The organism is Stenotrophomonas nitritireducens, assembly GCF_001700965.1.
Lineage (GTDB): Bacteria > Pseudomonadota > Gammaproteobacteria > Xanthomonadales > Xanthomonadaceae > Stenotrophomonas > Stenotrophomonas nitritireducens_A.
On record NZ_CP016756.1, the window covers coordinates 2,702,080 to 2,716,755 of the forward strand.

A 14,676-nucleotide genomic window follows, 5' to 3' on the forward strand; every position below is an offset into this window, starting at 1 on the left:
AGGAGAGAGCAGGGGATGAACAGGAAAATGTTGAAAAGGGCGGCACTGACCGTCGCATTGGGTGCCTGTCTTGGGGTCATGGCGCCAAGCGTGATGGCGCAGAGCGCAAGCGGTGCCATCGCCGGCCGCGCAAGCTCCGGTGACCAGATCACCATCGTGAACAAGTCCACCGGCCTGACCCGCAGCGTCACCGTCGGCAGCGATGGTTCCTATCGTCTGAGCCAGTTGCCGGTGGGCGATTACAGCCTGCAGGTGAAGCGTGACGGCGAAGTGGACAAGGAACCGCTGGCAGTCAACGTGTCGCTGGGCGGCACCACTACCGTCAACCTCGGCAGCGCCGGGTCGGGCAGCGCGGTTACCCTGGACTCCGTGCAGGTGGTCGGCTCCAAGATCGTCAATCGTGTAGACGTGTACTCCACGGAATCCTCGTTCAATATCAATCGTGAAGATCTCGCCCGCATGCCGGTGCCGCAGGACCTGTCTTCGGTTGCGATGCTTGCGCCCGGCGTCATCGGCGGCAATTCGTCATTCGGCGGCATCTCGTTCGGCGGTTCTTCGGTGGCCGAGAACTCGGTCTTCATCAATGGTTTGAATGTCACTGATTTTTACAAGCGGCAGAGCTTTTCGGCCGCACCCTTTGCGTTCTTCGAAGAGTTCCAGATCAAGACCGGCGGTTATTCGGCCGAGTTTGGTCGTTCCACCGGTGGTGTGATCAATGCGGTCAGCCGCTCGGGCAGCAATGAACTCAAAGGCGGCGTCTCCGTCACGTTCGAACCGTCTGCGTTCCGCTCGAAAGCGGATGATCACTACTACAAGGATGGCAGGACCAATGTCCGCTCCAGCCATGATAGCCGCAGCTTCACCAAGACCAACGGCTGGGCGTCCGGTCCGCTGATCAAGGACAAGTTGTTCCTGTTTGCCATGTACGAGCAGCGGGATACCAACTCCGGCAATACCAATGCTGCAGGCAACAGCTGGACCACGGCCGAGTCGAACAACGGCTTCTGGGGCACCAAGCTGGACTGGAATGTCAGTGACAACCACCTTCTGGAGTTGATGGCGTTCTCCGACAAGGGTGATGTTGATTCTGATATCTACACCTACGATTTCGCCAGCTCGACCATCGGCAGCGGCGCGCCAAGTCAATCCACCGCCTCCAGCGGCGGCACCAGCGGTTCGGTGACCTATACCGGTCATTTCGGTGACAACTTCACCGCCAAGGCGATGTACGGCATCAACCGCAGCAGCAGCTACAACCGCTCACCGGCCGATGCACTGTGCGACTACGTCACCTATGAAAACGCCAGCTATGGCGCTACCTATCGGGCGATGGGCAGCCCGGTGCTGGGCTGCCACCCGGGTGGCACGGTCGTCGATCATGAAGATGAGCGCATCGCCAAGCGGTTGGATTTCGAGTGGGTATTGGGTGACCACCAGCTGCGTTTCGGTTGGGATCACGAGCTGATGACCACGGACCGCAAGACGAAGTACCCAGGGCCTACCCGCAAGTACTACACCGCCTACGGCACCAAGCCGGGCAATCTGCTGGATAACGGCGCGGTGGTTCCGGGTGGCGTCAACGCCATCCTGCGTGCACGCGAGCGTGCCGATGGTGGTGTGTTCGATATCAAGGCCAGCGCTTTCTATCTGGAAGACAACTGGAACGTCACCCCGCACCTGATGCTGAATCTCGGCGTGCGCATGGACAATTTCGAGAACATGACCACGGTGGGCACCACGTTCACCAAGCAGGACAATCTGTTCTCGCCGCGTCTGGGCTTCTCTTGGGATATGAAGGGTGATGGCAGCACCAAGCTGTTCGGTAACCTTGGCCGCTACTACATGCCGATCCCGAGCATCCTGAGCTACAACTTTGCCGGTGGCCTGCTCGACGAGTACACCTACTACGCGCTGGATGGCTGGAAGCAGCAGACCAACCCTGTCACCGGCGCGCCGTACATGGCGCCGATCGTCGGTGCACAGATCGGTCCGGTTGATCAGTCACAGAACATCGCCGTACAGGATCTGCGTCAAAGCGTGGACCGCGATCTGGATGCGGTCTACCAGGACGAGGCAATTCTCGGCTTCCAGACGATGATCAACCAGGCGTGGTCGTGGGGTGTCACCGGTACTTACCGGCGCATGCCCAATGCGATGGATGACATGCGCATCAATGCGCTATGCGGAACGCGACATGGCAATCTCTGGCCGATCGCCAATCCGGGTGACAAGCTGACACTGTGGGGTACCAAGGCGCAGGGCTGTGCGCAGGACGGCTGGGTCACGATCGATACCTCCAAGGAGGGCTACATCAAGGCCGGCAGCGAAGAGATCGTTGGTTACTCCAAGCCCAAGCGTACCTACAAGTCGATCGAGGTCCAGATCGATCGTGCGTGGGACGACAAGTGGGCGTTCAACGCCTCCTACCTGTGGTCCAAGTCGTCGGGCAATCACGAAGGTCCGGTCAACTCGGATACCAACTACGCCGATACCGGCATGGTCCAGCATTGGGATCACCCTGCCAACAACCAGCGTTATGGCGATCTGTTCAACGATCATCGTCACCAGATCAAGCTGCGCGCCAGTTACAGGCTCAACGAGATGTGGTCCTTCGGTAGCACCTTCACCGCGCTTTCGGGTGGTCCGATCACTGCGTTTGGCGTGACCTGGCCGGATGAAAATACTGCCGTGGCCAGCTATACCAGCACTGGCAGTGGCGGCGGCACCGGTTGGCTTTGCGTGGACAAGTGCGCCGGCGCATGGCAGGACCGCGTATACCGCTATTCGCCGCGCGGTGACTTTGGGCGCATGCCGTGGACCTACAACCTGGGTGCGACCGTTACCTGGACGCTGCCGGTCGAGGGCATTGACCTGAAGGCCAGTCTGTCGGTCTACAACCTGATCAATACCCAGGAAGTGATCAACGTGGCAGCTCGCTATGAAGGCCAGCCGGGAGTCATGCGTGACACCTTTGGTACCGGAACGCGTTGGCAGGCTCCGCGCTATGCGCAGCTGATGGTCAATTGGAACTTCTGATGTAGTTTGTGAGAACGGCCCGCTTCGGCGGGCCGTTCGCTTTTGGGAGGAGTGATCGTGGGATTGAGGATCTGGTTGTTCGCCGCAAGCGTCGCGTTGGGTGGAGCAGCGCAGGCAGTGGCTGCGGAGAGTGCGGATGGCCCGCGCTTCGATGCTCTGCTTGATCAGGCCGTGCAGCACTACCAGCTGCCCGGTATCGCCATGGGCGTGATCGAGGATGGCAAGCTTGTCTATCGCGGTACGCGCGGTGAGCTGGTTGCAGGGCAGGGCGCGGCGATCAACGACGACAGCCTGTTCAAGATCGCCTCCAATACCAAGGCGATGACGGCGGCAGTGCTGGCGCGGCTGGTGCAGGCCGGCAAGCTGCGTTGGGACGACCCGGTCACCAGGCATCTGCCCCAGTTCCGCATGCAGGACCCATGGGTGACGCGCAACATGCAGGTGCGTGATCTGCTCATCCACAACAGCGGCCTCGGCTTGGGCGCTGGTGATCTGATGCTGTGGCCCGAGCCGAACAACTTCGATCGCAAGGACATCATTGCCGGCTTGGCGCATCTGAAGCCGACCGGCAGTTTCCGCAGTGATTACGCCTACGACAACCTGATGTATGTGGTGGCCGGTGAGGTTGCCGCTGCCGCTACGGGCAAGCCGTATGCGCAGCTGGTACGCGAGGAGATTTTCCAGCCGCTGGGCATGCAGCGCTGCCAGGTGGGTGCGTGGTCGCCGGCCGCGGTTGGCAATATCGCCCAGCCGCATCAGCGTGAAGGCAAGCGCAATGTCGCGGCCGAGCGCGATCCGCCGCAGGTAACCGATTTTCCTTCCATGGCCGCCGGCGGTGTGCGTTGCAGCCTCAATGACATGCTGCGCTGGATGCAGGTGTTACTGGATCCAGCACAGGCACCGGGTTGGCTGGATGCCACGCAGCGCCGCGCCTTGTGGACCGCGCATATGCCGATGCCGATCAGCCAACGCCTGCGTGACTGGGACAACACCCACTTCTACGCCTACGGTTATGGCTGGCGGTTGTCGGATATGGACGGGCAATGGAAGGTTGCTCATACCGGTACCTTGTCCGGCATGTATTCCTCGTTGGCCCTGCTGCCCGACCGCAAGACCGGCGTGGTGATCCTGATCAATGGCGAGGGCGAAGATGCACGCACCGCCCTGATGCAGGCCATGCTCAAGCATTACACCGAGCCGGGTGGAAATATGGACGTGCTGCACTATGCGCAGCTGATCGAAACCGCAGCCGCACAGCGGCGCTCGGCGGGCCATGTGCGCCCGCCGGTGCCAGCGGCGCGCGCGGCGACGCCTGCCGAGTTCGGCAGCAAGGCCGGTGTGTGGCAGGACCCGTGGTTTGGCGAGGTGTCCTTGTGCCCGCGCGATGGCACGCTGCAGTTTGCCTCGGTCAAGTCGCCGCGCATGACCGGTCAGGTGATGCGCAGTGGTGAGCGCTGGTATGTGGCCTGGCAGGGATTGGGCGAAGATGCCGATGCCTGGCTGGAATTCACTGGCGACGCACAACGGCCGCTGCTGCACCTGCGCGCCATCGACCCGGATATCGACTTCAGCTATGACTACCCCGATCTGGAATTCCAACGCCATGGCGATTGCCGCTAAGTTTCTGCCCTTGCTGCTGGCGTTGCTGCCGCTAGCCGCGCTTGCCCAACAGCAGGTGCAGGTATCGAACGCGACAACACCTGCGCAGGCCGGCATCGTCGATGTCACCACGCTGGCGCCCGACATCGCGCTGGACATCCGCTACGCCGGCACCGACAACTTCACCGGTCGCGTCGTGCCGGGTTACGAAGCGCCGCGGTGTTACCTGCTGCAACCGGTGGCGCAGGCTTTGGCGCGGGTGCAGCGCGGCCTGCGTGCGCAGGGCTATCGCTTGCAGGTCTTCGACTGCTACCGGCCGGTGCACTCGGTGACCTCCTTCGTGGCCTGGGTGCATGACGGCAAGGACCAGATCGCCAAGCAGCGCTATTACCCCAACATCGACAAGAGCCAGCTGCTGGATGGCTACATCGCCGAGACCTCCGGTCACAGCCGCGCGGCCACGGTGGATCTGGGGCTGCTGGATTGCCGCAGCGGGCCGTGCATGGCGGTCGACATGGGCACCGGCTTCGATCGGTTCGATGTGCTGGCGCATACCGCCAACCCCGATATAAGCCCGGCGCAGCAGCACAACCGGCGCTTGCTGCTGGATGCCATGCAGGCGCAGGGCTTTGCCAACTATCCGATGGAATGGTGGCATTACACATACAAGCCCGAGCCCACGCCGACCACGGCGTACGACTTCCCGGTGCGTTAGCCGGCACAGGGGCGGTTAGACTGCAGTCCCTTGAATGGACCCGCCCTCCGCCGATGAATCTGGTTCTGCATTACGGCCTGCTGGGCTCACTGGAGGCGGGTTTGATCGCCCTGGCCATCGGCTTCGTGGTGTTCGCACTGTGGTGGCAGGTGTGCCGACGCACAGGGCTGCGACATGGTCATGCCATCGCCTATGCCGCTTTGATAGCGGCGGCCATCGGCGCCGGCGTGGATGGCTGGAAGCTGTTTTCGCTGGGCATGATCAATCTGCAGTCACCGCTGTACGCCAAATTGGCGCTGGCCTCGATCCATGATCCGGACCAGTTGGGCACGCGCGTGCTGCTTGAGTTGATCGGAGTAGCGGTTGGCGTCGGCCTGGGTTGGTTGTTGTTCAGTTCGCGTCAGCCGTTGGCTGACACCACGCATGGCGCTTGAAGCCTCGGCATCGTATTAATAAGCACGATGGGTGGAACGCTCTAATCATCGGCTTACGTTCGTTTCATGCATGGCTAACGTGGGCGGTAACCGTTGCGCTGCGGGAAGTGGTTAACAGCATGTGTTTCGCGGTTTTGCACGGTGCAAGCGATTCAGTCACACCTTGTCAGGGTTGGGGTGTGCGGAATTTCCGCGCTTTGCCAAACACACGAGGAAGACCTGATGACCGTACGTAATCGCACTCCGCTGTTCGCCCTGGTTGCCATTGTAGGTTCCGCGCTTGCACTGCCGGCCATGGCACAGGACGCACAGGATCAGGCCGCCGCTGCACAGGCACAGGCTGCACAGGCACAGGACTCGGCCGATCAGGCGCAGAACGCTGCAGCCAGTGCATCGAGCAGTGCCGCCAAGGCCTCGGCAGCGGCCGGTGGTGGCCAGAGCTGGGCCGATGTGGACGCCGACGGTGATGGCGCCATCACCAAGACCGAATCGCAGGCCAATGCAGGCCTGGCACAGGTGTTCGACCAAGCCGATGCCAACAAGGACGGCAAGCTGACGCCTGAGGAATACCGGGCTTATGCAGCTGCACAGAAGAAGTAATCCGGATTGATGGAGGAGCTTCAGGAGCACCCCTCCCCAACCCTCCCCTGCGCTGCGCGCAAGGGCGGGGGTAAAGGCGGCTTCGCGCGATGAACTCACCGTTCGCACGGTCCGCTCCCTTCCTTGCGCATAGCGCAGGGGAGGGCCGGGGAGGGGTGCTTTGGCAGTTGATCTTTGCCGTCACTGAAATCCCTCGCGCTTTGCCCCACCGGCCAATCCAACTGACCAATCGGGGCCTTCCCAGAGCAATACCCTATTCATCGCAGGGCAGATTGCTATCCTGTGCGGCATGAACACGCAGACCTCCCCTTCCGCCATCGGCCTGGTCGGCTTCGACGGCGATGACACGCTCTGGAAGAGCGAAGACTATTACCAGAAGGCCGAGCACGAATTCGGCCTAATCCTGAGCAACTACATCGACCTGCACGACGCCGGCACTGCCCAGCATCTGCTCAAGGTGCAGCGGCGCAACCTGGCCGTCTTCGGCTATGGCGCCAAGGGCATGACCCTGTCGATGCTGGAAGCGGCGATCGAACTGACCAACGAGACGATTTCCGCGCACGACCTGCGCCAGATCGTCGAGATCGGCCGCCGCACGCTGGAACATCCAGTCGATGTCATTGATGGCGTACGCGATGCCGTGGCCGCCATTGCCGCTGAATTCCCGGTGGTGCTGATCACCAAGGGCGATCTGTTCCACCAGGAGCAGAAGATCGAACGCTCCGGCCTGCTGGATCTGTTCCCGCGCATCGAGATCGTCTCCGAGAAGGACCCCGGCACCTATGCCAAGGTACTGGCCGAATTCAACATGCCGGCCGAGCGCTTCGTGATGGTCGGCAACTCGCTGCGTTCGGATATCGAGCCGGTGCTGGGGCTGGGCGGCTGGGGCATCCACACCCCATACGCAATGACCTGGGCGCATGAAGCCGAGCACGGTGTCTCGGCCGACGAACCACGCCTGCACCATGCCGATACCGCCCACCAGTGGCCGGAGGCGGTGCGTGCTGTCGCCGCGCAGGCCGCCGCGGCGCAAGGCGGCTGAGGTGACAACGGCAGGCTGCCGGCCAACCACGCGGCGTGCGGTCTTGCTGCTGCGGCTGGGCCTGCTCGGCACCGCCATGCTGGCGTGGCCGGCGCTGGCCCAACAGCCGGCAGCGGCGGCCGAGGCCTATGCGCCGGCCACCGGCGATGCCTGGGTGGACCGCCAGCTGGCCGATATCAACGCCTATGCCGCGCGTTATCCGGAAGCTTTCGTGGACGAACTGGCGCGCTATGCCGGCGCCCGCCCGGGCTATGTGCAGGCCTTGCTGCAGGACCACGGCTGGAAGCCGGGTGACGTCTATCTGGCCTGCTTCTGGGGCAAGCTCAGCGGCAGCAACTGCCGGGCGCCGGTAAAGGCTCGCGCACAGCAGCCAGAAGCCAGCTGGAAAGAGGTGCTGGCCGGCCTGCAGCCGCCGCCGGACAACCTGCGCTGGCGCGCCCTGCGCCACGCCATCGTCGCCAGTTTCGACCACTGGGACCGGCCGATTACGCTGGACCCGCTGCTGCAGCGACAGCTTGGCGACCGCGCCCAGCGCGAGGCCGCCGCACGCCGCAGCGCCGGCGACTAAACCGCAGCCACGGTTGTGGCCCTGCAGATAGGCGTGGCCCCCGATTCCGGGCGAAAATGGCGCTTTCCTCGACTCCGTGCCTGCGCGCCCCATCATGACCGCCGACCGTTTCGTTTCGCCCGATCACATCCGCAGCCTGTTTTCGCAGGCGATGTCGCATATGTACCGCACCGAAGTGCCGTTGTACGGCACGCTGGTGGAGCTGGTTGGCGCGATCAACGCCGACGTCCTGGCCGCTCAGCCGGAGCTTGCTGCGCAGATGCAGCGCAGCGGTGAGCGTGAGCGCCTGGACGTGGAACGCCACGGCGCGATCCGCGTCGGCACCGCGCAGGAACTGGCCACGCTGGGCCGGCTGTTCGCGGTGATGGGCATGCAGCCGGTGGGCTATTACGACCTGTCGGTGGCCGGTGTGCCGGTGCATTCCACCGCCTTCCGGCCGGTGGATGGCGCCTCGTTGAACCGTAACCCGTTCCGCGTGTTCACCTCGTTGCTGCGACTGGAGTTGATCGAAGACGTGGCACTGCGCGAGCAGGCCGCCGAGATCCTGGCCCGGCGCAACATCTTCACCGTCGGCGCGCTGCAGCTGATCGAGCAATGCGAACGCGATGGCGGCCTGAGCGAAGACGATGCCTGGCGCTTCGTGGTGGAGTCACTGGAAACCTTCCGTTGGCACAACGAAGCCACGGTGTCGCTGCAGACCTATCACGCCCTGCACGGCGCGCATCGGCTGGTGGCGGACGTGGTCAGTTTTCGCGGCCCGCATATCAACCACCTTACTCCGCGCACACTGGACATCGATGCCGCGCAGGCGGCGATGCACGCTCGTGGACTTGCCGCAAAGGCGGTGATCGAAGGCCCGCCGCGCCGCGCCTGCGCCATCCTGTTGCGCCAGACCAGCTTCAAGGCGCTGGAGGAAATGGTGCATTTCCCCTCCGGTGCCGACAACGAAGCCGGTACCCATACCGCACGCTTTGGCGAGATCGAGCAGCGCGGGCTGGCGCTCACGCCGAAGGGCCGTGATCTGTATGACGTCTTGCTTGCACAGGCGCGTGGTGGCGAAGGCAGTGCCGGTGGCGACTACACGCAGCGCCTGCAGGACGCGTTTGCCGCGTTCCCGGATGATCACGCAACGCTGCGCCGCGAAGGCCTGGGCTATTACCGTTACAGCCTGACCGAAGCGGGCCTGGCCGCCGATGCGCAGACGCGTGCCCTGCCGGCGGAAGTATTGATCGAGCGTGGCCTGGTCACTGCCGATCCGATCATCTATGAAGACTTCCTGCCGGTCAGTGCGGCGGGCATCTTCCAGTCCAATCTGGGCGGTGGTGAGCAGCGTGCCTATGCCGCGCGTGCCAACCGCGACGCCTTCGAGCAGGCCCTGGGCGCGACGGTCAGCGACGAGTTCGCGATCTACGAGCGGCTGCAGGCCGAGTCGCTGGCAGCATTGAAGGGCTGATGATCAGCTCCCTCCCTTTGCCGCAGACAAGGGGAGGGTTGGGGAGGCCGGTCTGTAGTGCCGAGCCATGCTCGGCAGGGCCTTCACCGGTAACACCTCTGCCGAGCATGGCTCGGCACTACAGGTAATGCCTGCGCCGGGCATGGCGCGGCATTACATCAGGGCCTCAAGCGCCGTAGCGCGTCTTCAACATCGACCACGCCGAACGCAGGGCCAGTGCTTCGCCACCGGCCGGGCGGCCCGGGCGTTCGCCGTCGTTCCAGGCGTAGACGTCCAGATGCGCCCAGACCTGGCCTTCGTTGATGAAGCGTTCCAGATACAGCGCCGCGGTCACCGAACCGGCCATGCGCGAGCCGGCGTTGGCCAGGTCGGCGATGCCGCTGTTGAGGTAACGCAGGTACGGACGCCACAGCGGCATGCGCCAGACCGGGTCGCGCGTGCTGTCGCCGGCCTGCAGCCACTGGTTGGCCAGGGTGTCGTCATTGGCGAACAGCGCCGGCAGATCCGGGCCCAGTGCGATGCGCGCGGCACCAGTGAGGGTGGCGAAATCGAGGATGGTGTGCGGGTTCTGCTCGCTGACATAGGTCAACGCATCGCACAGCACCAGCCGGCCTTCGGCGTCAGTGTTGTCGATCTCCACGGTGATGCCCTTGCGGGTGGTGATCACTTCGCCGGGACGGAACGCATCCGGTCCCACCGCGTTCTCGACCGCCGCCACCACCAGGGTCAGCTGCACCGGCAGCTGCTGCGCCATCACCAGACCCGCCAGTGCGATGGCATGGGCAGCGCCGCCCATATCCTTCTTCATGTTGCGCATGCCATCGGCCGGCTTCAGGTCCAGGCCGCCGGTGTCGAAGCACACGCCCTTGCCAACCAACGCCAGATGCGGCGCACCGGCGGTGCCCCAGCGCAGCACGATCAGGCGCGGCGCGCGGTGCGAGGCGCGGCCTACCGCATGGATGGTGGGGAAGTTCATCTCCAGCAGTTCGTCGCCGGCAATCACTTCCAGCTCGCCGCCATGCGCATTGGCCAGTTCGCGCGCGGCGTCTTCCAGCTGCTGCGGGCCCATGTCTTCGGTGGGCGTGTTGACCCAGTCGCGCACGCGCAAGCAGGCGATCACCACGTCCAGCACTTCGGCGGCCGGCGTTGCCAGCAACTGCGCGGCCGGGCGGGCCAGCTTGCGGTAGCGGTCGAAGCGGTAGCTGCCCAGGCCCCAGCCGATCTGCAGGTTGGCGGTGCTGCTGGCATCGAGTTCATTGGCGAGCTGCCAGCGGGTGCCGGCCGGCAGCGCGAACGGTGCATGCGCATAGGCATAGGCGTCGGCGTGATCGCCCACGCCCAGTACCGCGCCGGCAATGCCGTTGTCACCGGGCAGCAGCAGCACGCTGCTGGGCGCGCCGTTGAACTGCTGCGCGCTGGCCCAGGCCTGCACGGCGGCCGGTTGCTGCGCCTTCCAGGCGGCAAAGCCATCGCGGTCGAGCACGTATAGCGGCAGGGTGTTGGAGGAATCGGAGGTGTAAGCGGTAATCGGGGTCATGGTGTTCTCTGAAGCGTCTGCTGGCGGCCGAGGGCTTAGCGCTGCGGGGTGGATGCGCCTGCATCCAGCCAGTCGGCCAGTCCGGTCAGGGTGTCGAACTGCAGATCGGGCTGCAGCTCGGTGTGAGTCCATGTGTGTTCTTCGCGGTTGATCCAGCAACCACGCAGGCCTGCGCGCATCGCGCCGGCCACGTCCATTTCGGCATGGTCGCCGACATGCAGAACCTGCGCGTGTTCAACGCCGAGGCGTTCGCAGGCCGCATGGAAAATGCCGGGATCCGGCTTGGCCGCACCGAATTCGCGCGAACCCAGCTGGAAGGCGAATAGATCACCAATGCCGATGCGCTGCAGGTCGGCGTTGCCATTGCTCACCGCCGCGATAGGGACGCGCGCGGCAATGCGGCGCAGCGCGGCCAAGGCATCGGGATAGAACTCGACCTGGTTGCGTGCGGCATAAAAGGCTTCGTATGCCGGATCCAGCAGCTCCATGCTGGCACCGCTCTTTTCCAGCGCTTCGGCCAGGGTCAGTCGGCGCAATGCGCTCAGGTCGTAGTGCAGCTGCGGGTTGTCGCGGAACGAACGTTCGCGCAGTTCACGCATGGCCGGCACCGGGTACATGCTGGCGGTGGCCGGACTGTGTTCCAGCATCCAGTCGTGCAGCACCTGGTCGATGCGGGCGCCGATGGGAGCGAACGGCCACAGTGTGTCGTCCAGGTCGAGGGTAATGGCGAGTACGGGGAAGTTCATTCCGCCATTTTACGCCATGCCCATGAGCCGGGCCTGTCGGCGGCCGGGACGTGGCCCGGGGAAGCGCAACCGGGCATGCTGCCCGCAGGATTTTGTAGGAGCGGCGTCAGCCGCGAAGCAGGTACATCGTCAGTTGGCATGGATGCTTGTTGCTTCAGCACCATCAGCTTCGCGGCTGACGCCGCTCCCACAAACGAGCGGCAGCCAAGCTCAACCATCTGTCGTAGATAGCCCCGTAGCCCGGGTAAGCGCAGCGCACCCGGGAGGTGGGTGTCTGCTGATGTGTCGAATTGTCCGCAAACGGCCCCGGGTATGCGGTGCTTACCCGGGCTACAACAGCCGGGCTTTCTGGCTTCTTGGTTTTGTGGGAGCGGCGTCAGCCGCGAAGCAGGGACATCATCAGTTGGCAGGGACGCTGGTTGCGGCAGCACCGTCAGCTTCGCGGCTTACGCCGCTCCTACAGCTGATGACGCTATTCCAGCAGTTTGGCCCAGCCTTGCATGCCGTCCACGCGGCTCAACACCAGTTTCACGCAGACCAGCAGCGGCACTGCCAGCAGCAGGCCGACCATGCCCCACAGCCAGCCGAACAGCATCAGCGCCAGGATCAGCATCAACGGCGAAATCGTCATGCTGCGGCCGAGCACGATGGGCGTGATCAATTGCCCTTCCAGCGTGTGCAAGCCCAGGTAGGCCACCGCGGGCAACAGCGCGGTGAGCGGATCGCGGAATTCGACGAAGCCCATCAACAGCATCAGCACGATGCCGATCAACGGCCCCACATACGGTGCGAAGTTCAGCAGCGCCGCCACCGTGCCCCATAGCAGCGCTTCCGGCATTTCGATGCCAAGCAGCATCAGGATGCCGGCCAGCACCAGGCCCAAGGCGATGTTGATCACGGTGATGGTCAGGACGTAGCGCGATATCTCGCGTTCGATCGAACGCAGGATCTCGGCGGTGAAGCGTTTCTGCTGGCGGTTGGGCAGCAGGGCGATCACGTGCCGCTGCAGGTTTTCGCCGTAGATCATGAAGAACAGGGTCAGCAGCACCACCGCCAGCGCCGAGGCGGCCAGCTTGGGCGTGCGCACCAGCGCCTTGTAGGGATCGTCGAGCTGGGTGCGGATCACCTGCACCTTGCGGTTGCCTTCGCCGCCGGCCGCGCGCGCGAAGCTCTCGGCAGCCTGGTTGGCCTGCTGCACCGGTTTGACCAGATCCTGCACCTGGCGCGACAGCTGCCGCATCTGCTGCGGCGCTTCCTGCACCCACTCACTGGCGGGGCCGGCCAGCTGCACGGCCAGCAGGCCACTGCCCGCCAGCCCGGCCGACAGCACCAGCAACGCAGCCAGGAACCGCGGCAGGCGCAGTTTCTGCAGCAGGCGGATGATGGGGTTGCCGATCAGCGCGAAGAACATCGCCAGCAGCACCGGCAGGATGACTTCCTGCGCTGCCCACAGCGTATAGCCCACCGCCAGCGTTGCCAGCACCAGCAGCGCAGCAGGTGCACGCGGGCGCGGTGGGGGCGTGGTGGGTTCGGCCGGCGCGGTGGCGGCTTCGGGCAACGGCTCGGACATGCGGGCGGGGCTCCGGCGGAAAGGGCGCGGCGCAATGCCGCGCCCGGCTCAGGATTCTGACAGTTCCGTGGCCGCTTCGGCGGCGCGCGGTGGACCGGAGTTGGGCGGACTGGCTGCGGCAGTTGCACTGCCACTTCTTGCCGCTGCCGCACCCTGCGCGGCGTCGGCCGCAGCGTCGCCGGCGTCATCCGCAGCATCGGCTGCATGGGTGGCCGCCATGCCCGCAGCTGCGGCGGCGAACGATGCCACCGAGGCTTGCGCCGAGGCGACCAGGCCGGACACCGAGCCGATCATCTGCAGCCAGCGCGCACCACTGAAGGCGCCACCGGGTTCCAGCTTGCCGGCCAGGAAGCCACCGGCTAGCCCGGCCACGATGATGCGGCCGGGCGTCCAGGCGCTGCGCCAGGTGTGGTTGAGCAGCTCCCAGTGCTGGGTGGTTTCCTCGTTGCGGATCTGCACCACGGCTTCGGCGCGGCGTACGCGGCGCTGCAGGGCGTCGAAGTTCATCGTTGCTCCTCCCCGGGCAGCTTAACGTCGGCATCGGGATCCTCACCGCTGGGCTCATCGAACAGGCCCAGCCGCGACAGCTGCCGGCGTGTGGCATGCATGCCGGTGTGATGGAAGAAATACGAGACCCGCCAGATGCCGTAGCCGGTGATGGCCAGGCTCAGCGCCGTGGGTATCAACAGCGATACGAACAAGGACAGGCCCATGTATTGCAGCAGGGCCACCAGCGTGGCGGCCAGCAGCAGCCACGCCGATGCGCCGAACACGATGGCCACGCCACTCCAGGCCAAGGCCCGGCCGAACGCACTGCGGGCCAGTGCGAAATCGGCCGAGACCAGGCGCCGCAATGAACGTGCGGCGTGGCCTGCCGAATCCAGCGTCTGCCGGCCGGCGGTGCCAACCTGGCGGATGCTTTCTTCCAGCCCGGGCGCAGGGCCCGGGGTGGATTCGTCGCCAGTGGGCGGTGTTGCGTCTTCGCTCACGCCGATCAGTCGTTGCTGCGGGCGAGCTTGGCGATGATCCAGCCGGCGGCGAAGGCGACGCCGAACGAGGCCAGCGGACGCTCACGGATCAGGTCGGCGGCGCTGTCCATCAGGTCCTTGCCCTTGTCCATCAATGCATCGACCTGTTCCTTGGCGGCGGCACCGCCCAGTTCGGCCGCAGCAAGGCCCGACAGCGCGCTGTCGGACAATTCGGCCTTCAGGTTGGCCCGGCCCAGGCGCAGCTCGTCACCGGCAGCGCCGGCAGCGCCCTTGACGGCCGAACCAGCGGCGGAAGCGGCGGACTTCAGGTGTGCGCCAGCCTCGCCCAGGTGTTCCTTCATGTTCTCGGTATTGGTGGGGCTCATTGTGATCTCCTGGTTTCAGCGG

Annotated in this window: 14 protein-coding genes; 8 read left to right on the forward strand and 6 right to left on the reverse strand. The window is 64.6% G+C overall.

Annotated elements, in window-relative coordinates:
• Positions 1-15 precede the first annotated feature (15 nt).
• From BCV67_RS11315 to hglS, 8 genes are all read left to right on the forward strand, one after another.
• The gene (locus tag BCV67_RS11315; protein ID WP_062170321.1) at positions 16-3,036 is read left to right on the forward strand and encodes a TonB-dependent receptor; all 3,021 of its coding nucleotides are present in this window, start codon (positions 16-18) and stop codon (positions 3,034-3,036) included.
• A gap of 57 nt (positions 3,037-3,093) precedes the next feature.
• Complete coding sequence (locus BCV67_RS20520; protein WP_428999475.1) at positions 3,094-4,656, forward strand: serine hydrolase domain-containing protein; 1,563 nt, start codon at positions 3,094-3,096, stop codon at positions 4,654-4,656.
• Entirely contained in the window at positions 4,640-5,350 is a 711-nt protein-coding gene (locus BCV67_RS11325) for a M15 family metallopeptidase (RefSeq protein WP_231732404.1), read from the forward strand. Before BCV67_RS20520 ends, BCV67_RS11325 begins: the two co-directional genes overlap by 17 nt.
• Positions 5,351-5,403: 53 nt before the next feature.
• Positions 5,404-5,784: a hypothetical protein gene (locus BCV67_RS11330; protein ID WP_062170318.1), complete on the forward strand. Its 381-nt coding sequence runs from the start codon at positions 5,404-5,406 to the stop codon at positions 5,782-5,784.
• A gap of 222 nt (positions 5,785-6,006) precedes the next feature.
• A complete protein-coding gene (locus tag BCV67_RS11335; RefSeq protein WP_057626741.1) occupies positions 6,007-6,384 on the forward strand; it encodes a calcium-binding protein in 378 nt (125 codons plus the stop codon).
• Between the two features lie 289 nt (positions 6,385-6,673).
• Positions 6,674-7,426 carry an HAD family hydrolase gene (locus BCV67_RS11340; RefSeq protein ID WP_062170316.1) on the forward strand — a complete coding sequence of 251 codons (753 nt, stop codon included), beginning with the start codon at positions 6,674-6,676 and terminating at the stop codon, positions 7,424-7,426.
• Positions 7,427-7,502: 76 nt separating this feature from the next.
• Positions 7,503-7,994, forward strand: a complete 492-nt coding sequence (locus BCV67_RS11345; protein ID WP_156455995.1) for a hypothetical protein — start codon at positions 7,503-7,505, stop codon at positions 7,992-7,994.
• A gap of 94 nt (positions 7,995-8,088) precedes the next feature.
• Positions 8,089-9,447 (forward strand): 2-oxoadipate dioxygenase/decarboxylase HglS, encoded by a 1,359-nt coding sequence (gene hglS, locus BCV67_RS11350; protein WP_062170314.1) that lies wholly within the window; start codon positions 8,089-8,091, stop codon positions 9,445-9,447.
• 166 nt (positions 9,448-9,613) lie between these two features.
• Here hglS and BCV67_RS11355 read toward each other — a convergent pair whose 3' ends face one another.
• The 6 genes from BCV67_RS11355 to BCV67_RS11380 form a co-directional block, all read right to left on the reverse strand.
• Positions 9,614-10,984: a leucyl aminopeptidase family protein gene (locus BCV67_RS11355; RefSeq protein WP_062170312.1), complete on the reverse strand. Its 1,371-nt coding sequence runs from the start codon at positions 10,982-10,984 to the stop codon at positions 9,614-9,616.
• Positions 10,985-11,019: 35 nt separating this feature from the next.
• Complete coding sequence (locus BCV67_RS11360; protein ID WP_062170310.1) at positions 11,020-11,730, reverse strand: HAD family hydrolase; 711 nt, start codon at positions 11,728-11,730, stop codon at positions 11,020-11,022.
• A 472-nt stretch (positions 11,731-12,202) separates the two neighbouring features.
• A complete protein-coding gene (locus BCV67_RS11365; RefSeq protein WP_062170308.1) occupies positions 12,203-13,300 on the reverse strand; it encodes an AI-2E family transporter in 1,098 nt (365 codons plus the stop codon).
• 48 nt (positions 13,301-13,348) lie between these two features.
• On the reverse strand, positions 13,349-13,807 hold the full coding sequence (locus BCV67_RS11370) for a hypothetical protein (RefSeq protein WP_062170306.1): 459 nt from the start codon (positions 13,805-13,807) through the stop codon (positions 13,349-13,351).
• Positions 13,804-14,289, reverse strand: a complete 486-nt coding sequence (locus tag BCV67_RS11375; RefSeq protein WP_062170304.1) for a hypothetical protein — start codon at positions 14,287-14,289, stop codon at positions 13,804-13,806. The genes BCV67_RS11370 and BCV67_RS11375 overlap by 4 nt, the downstream gene beginning before the upstream one ends.
• 5 nt (positions 14,290-14,294) lie before the next feature.
• On the reverse strand, positions 14,295-14,654 hold the full coding sequence (locus tag BCV67_RS11380; RefSeq protein WP_062170302.1) for a hypothetical protein: 360 nt from the start codon (positions 14,652-14,654) through the stop codon (positions 14,295-14,297).
• Positions 14,655-14,676 lie beyond the last annotated feature (22 nt).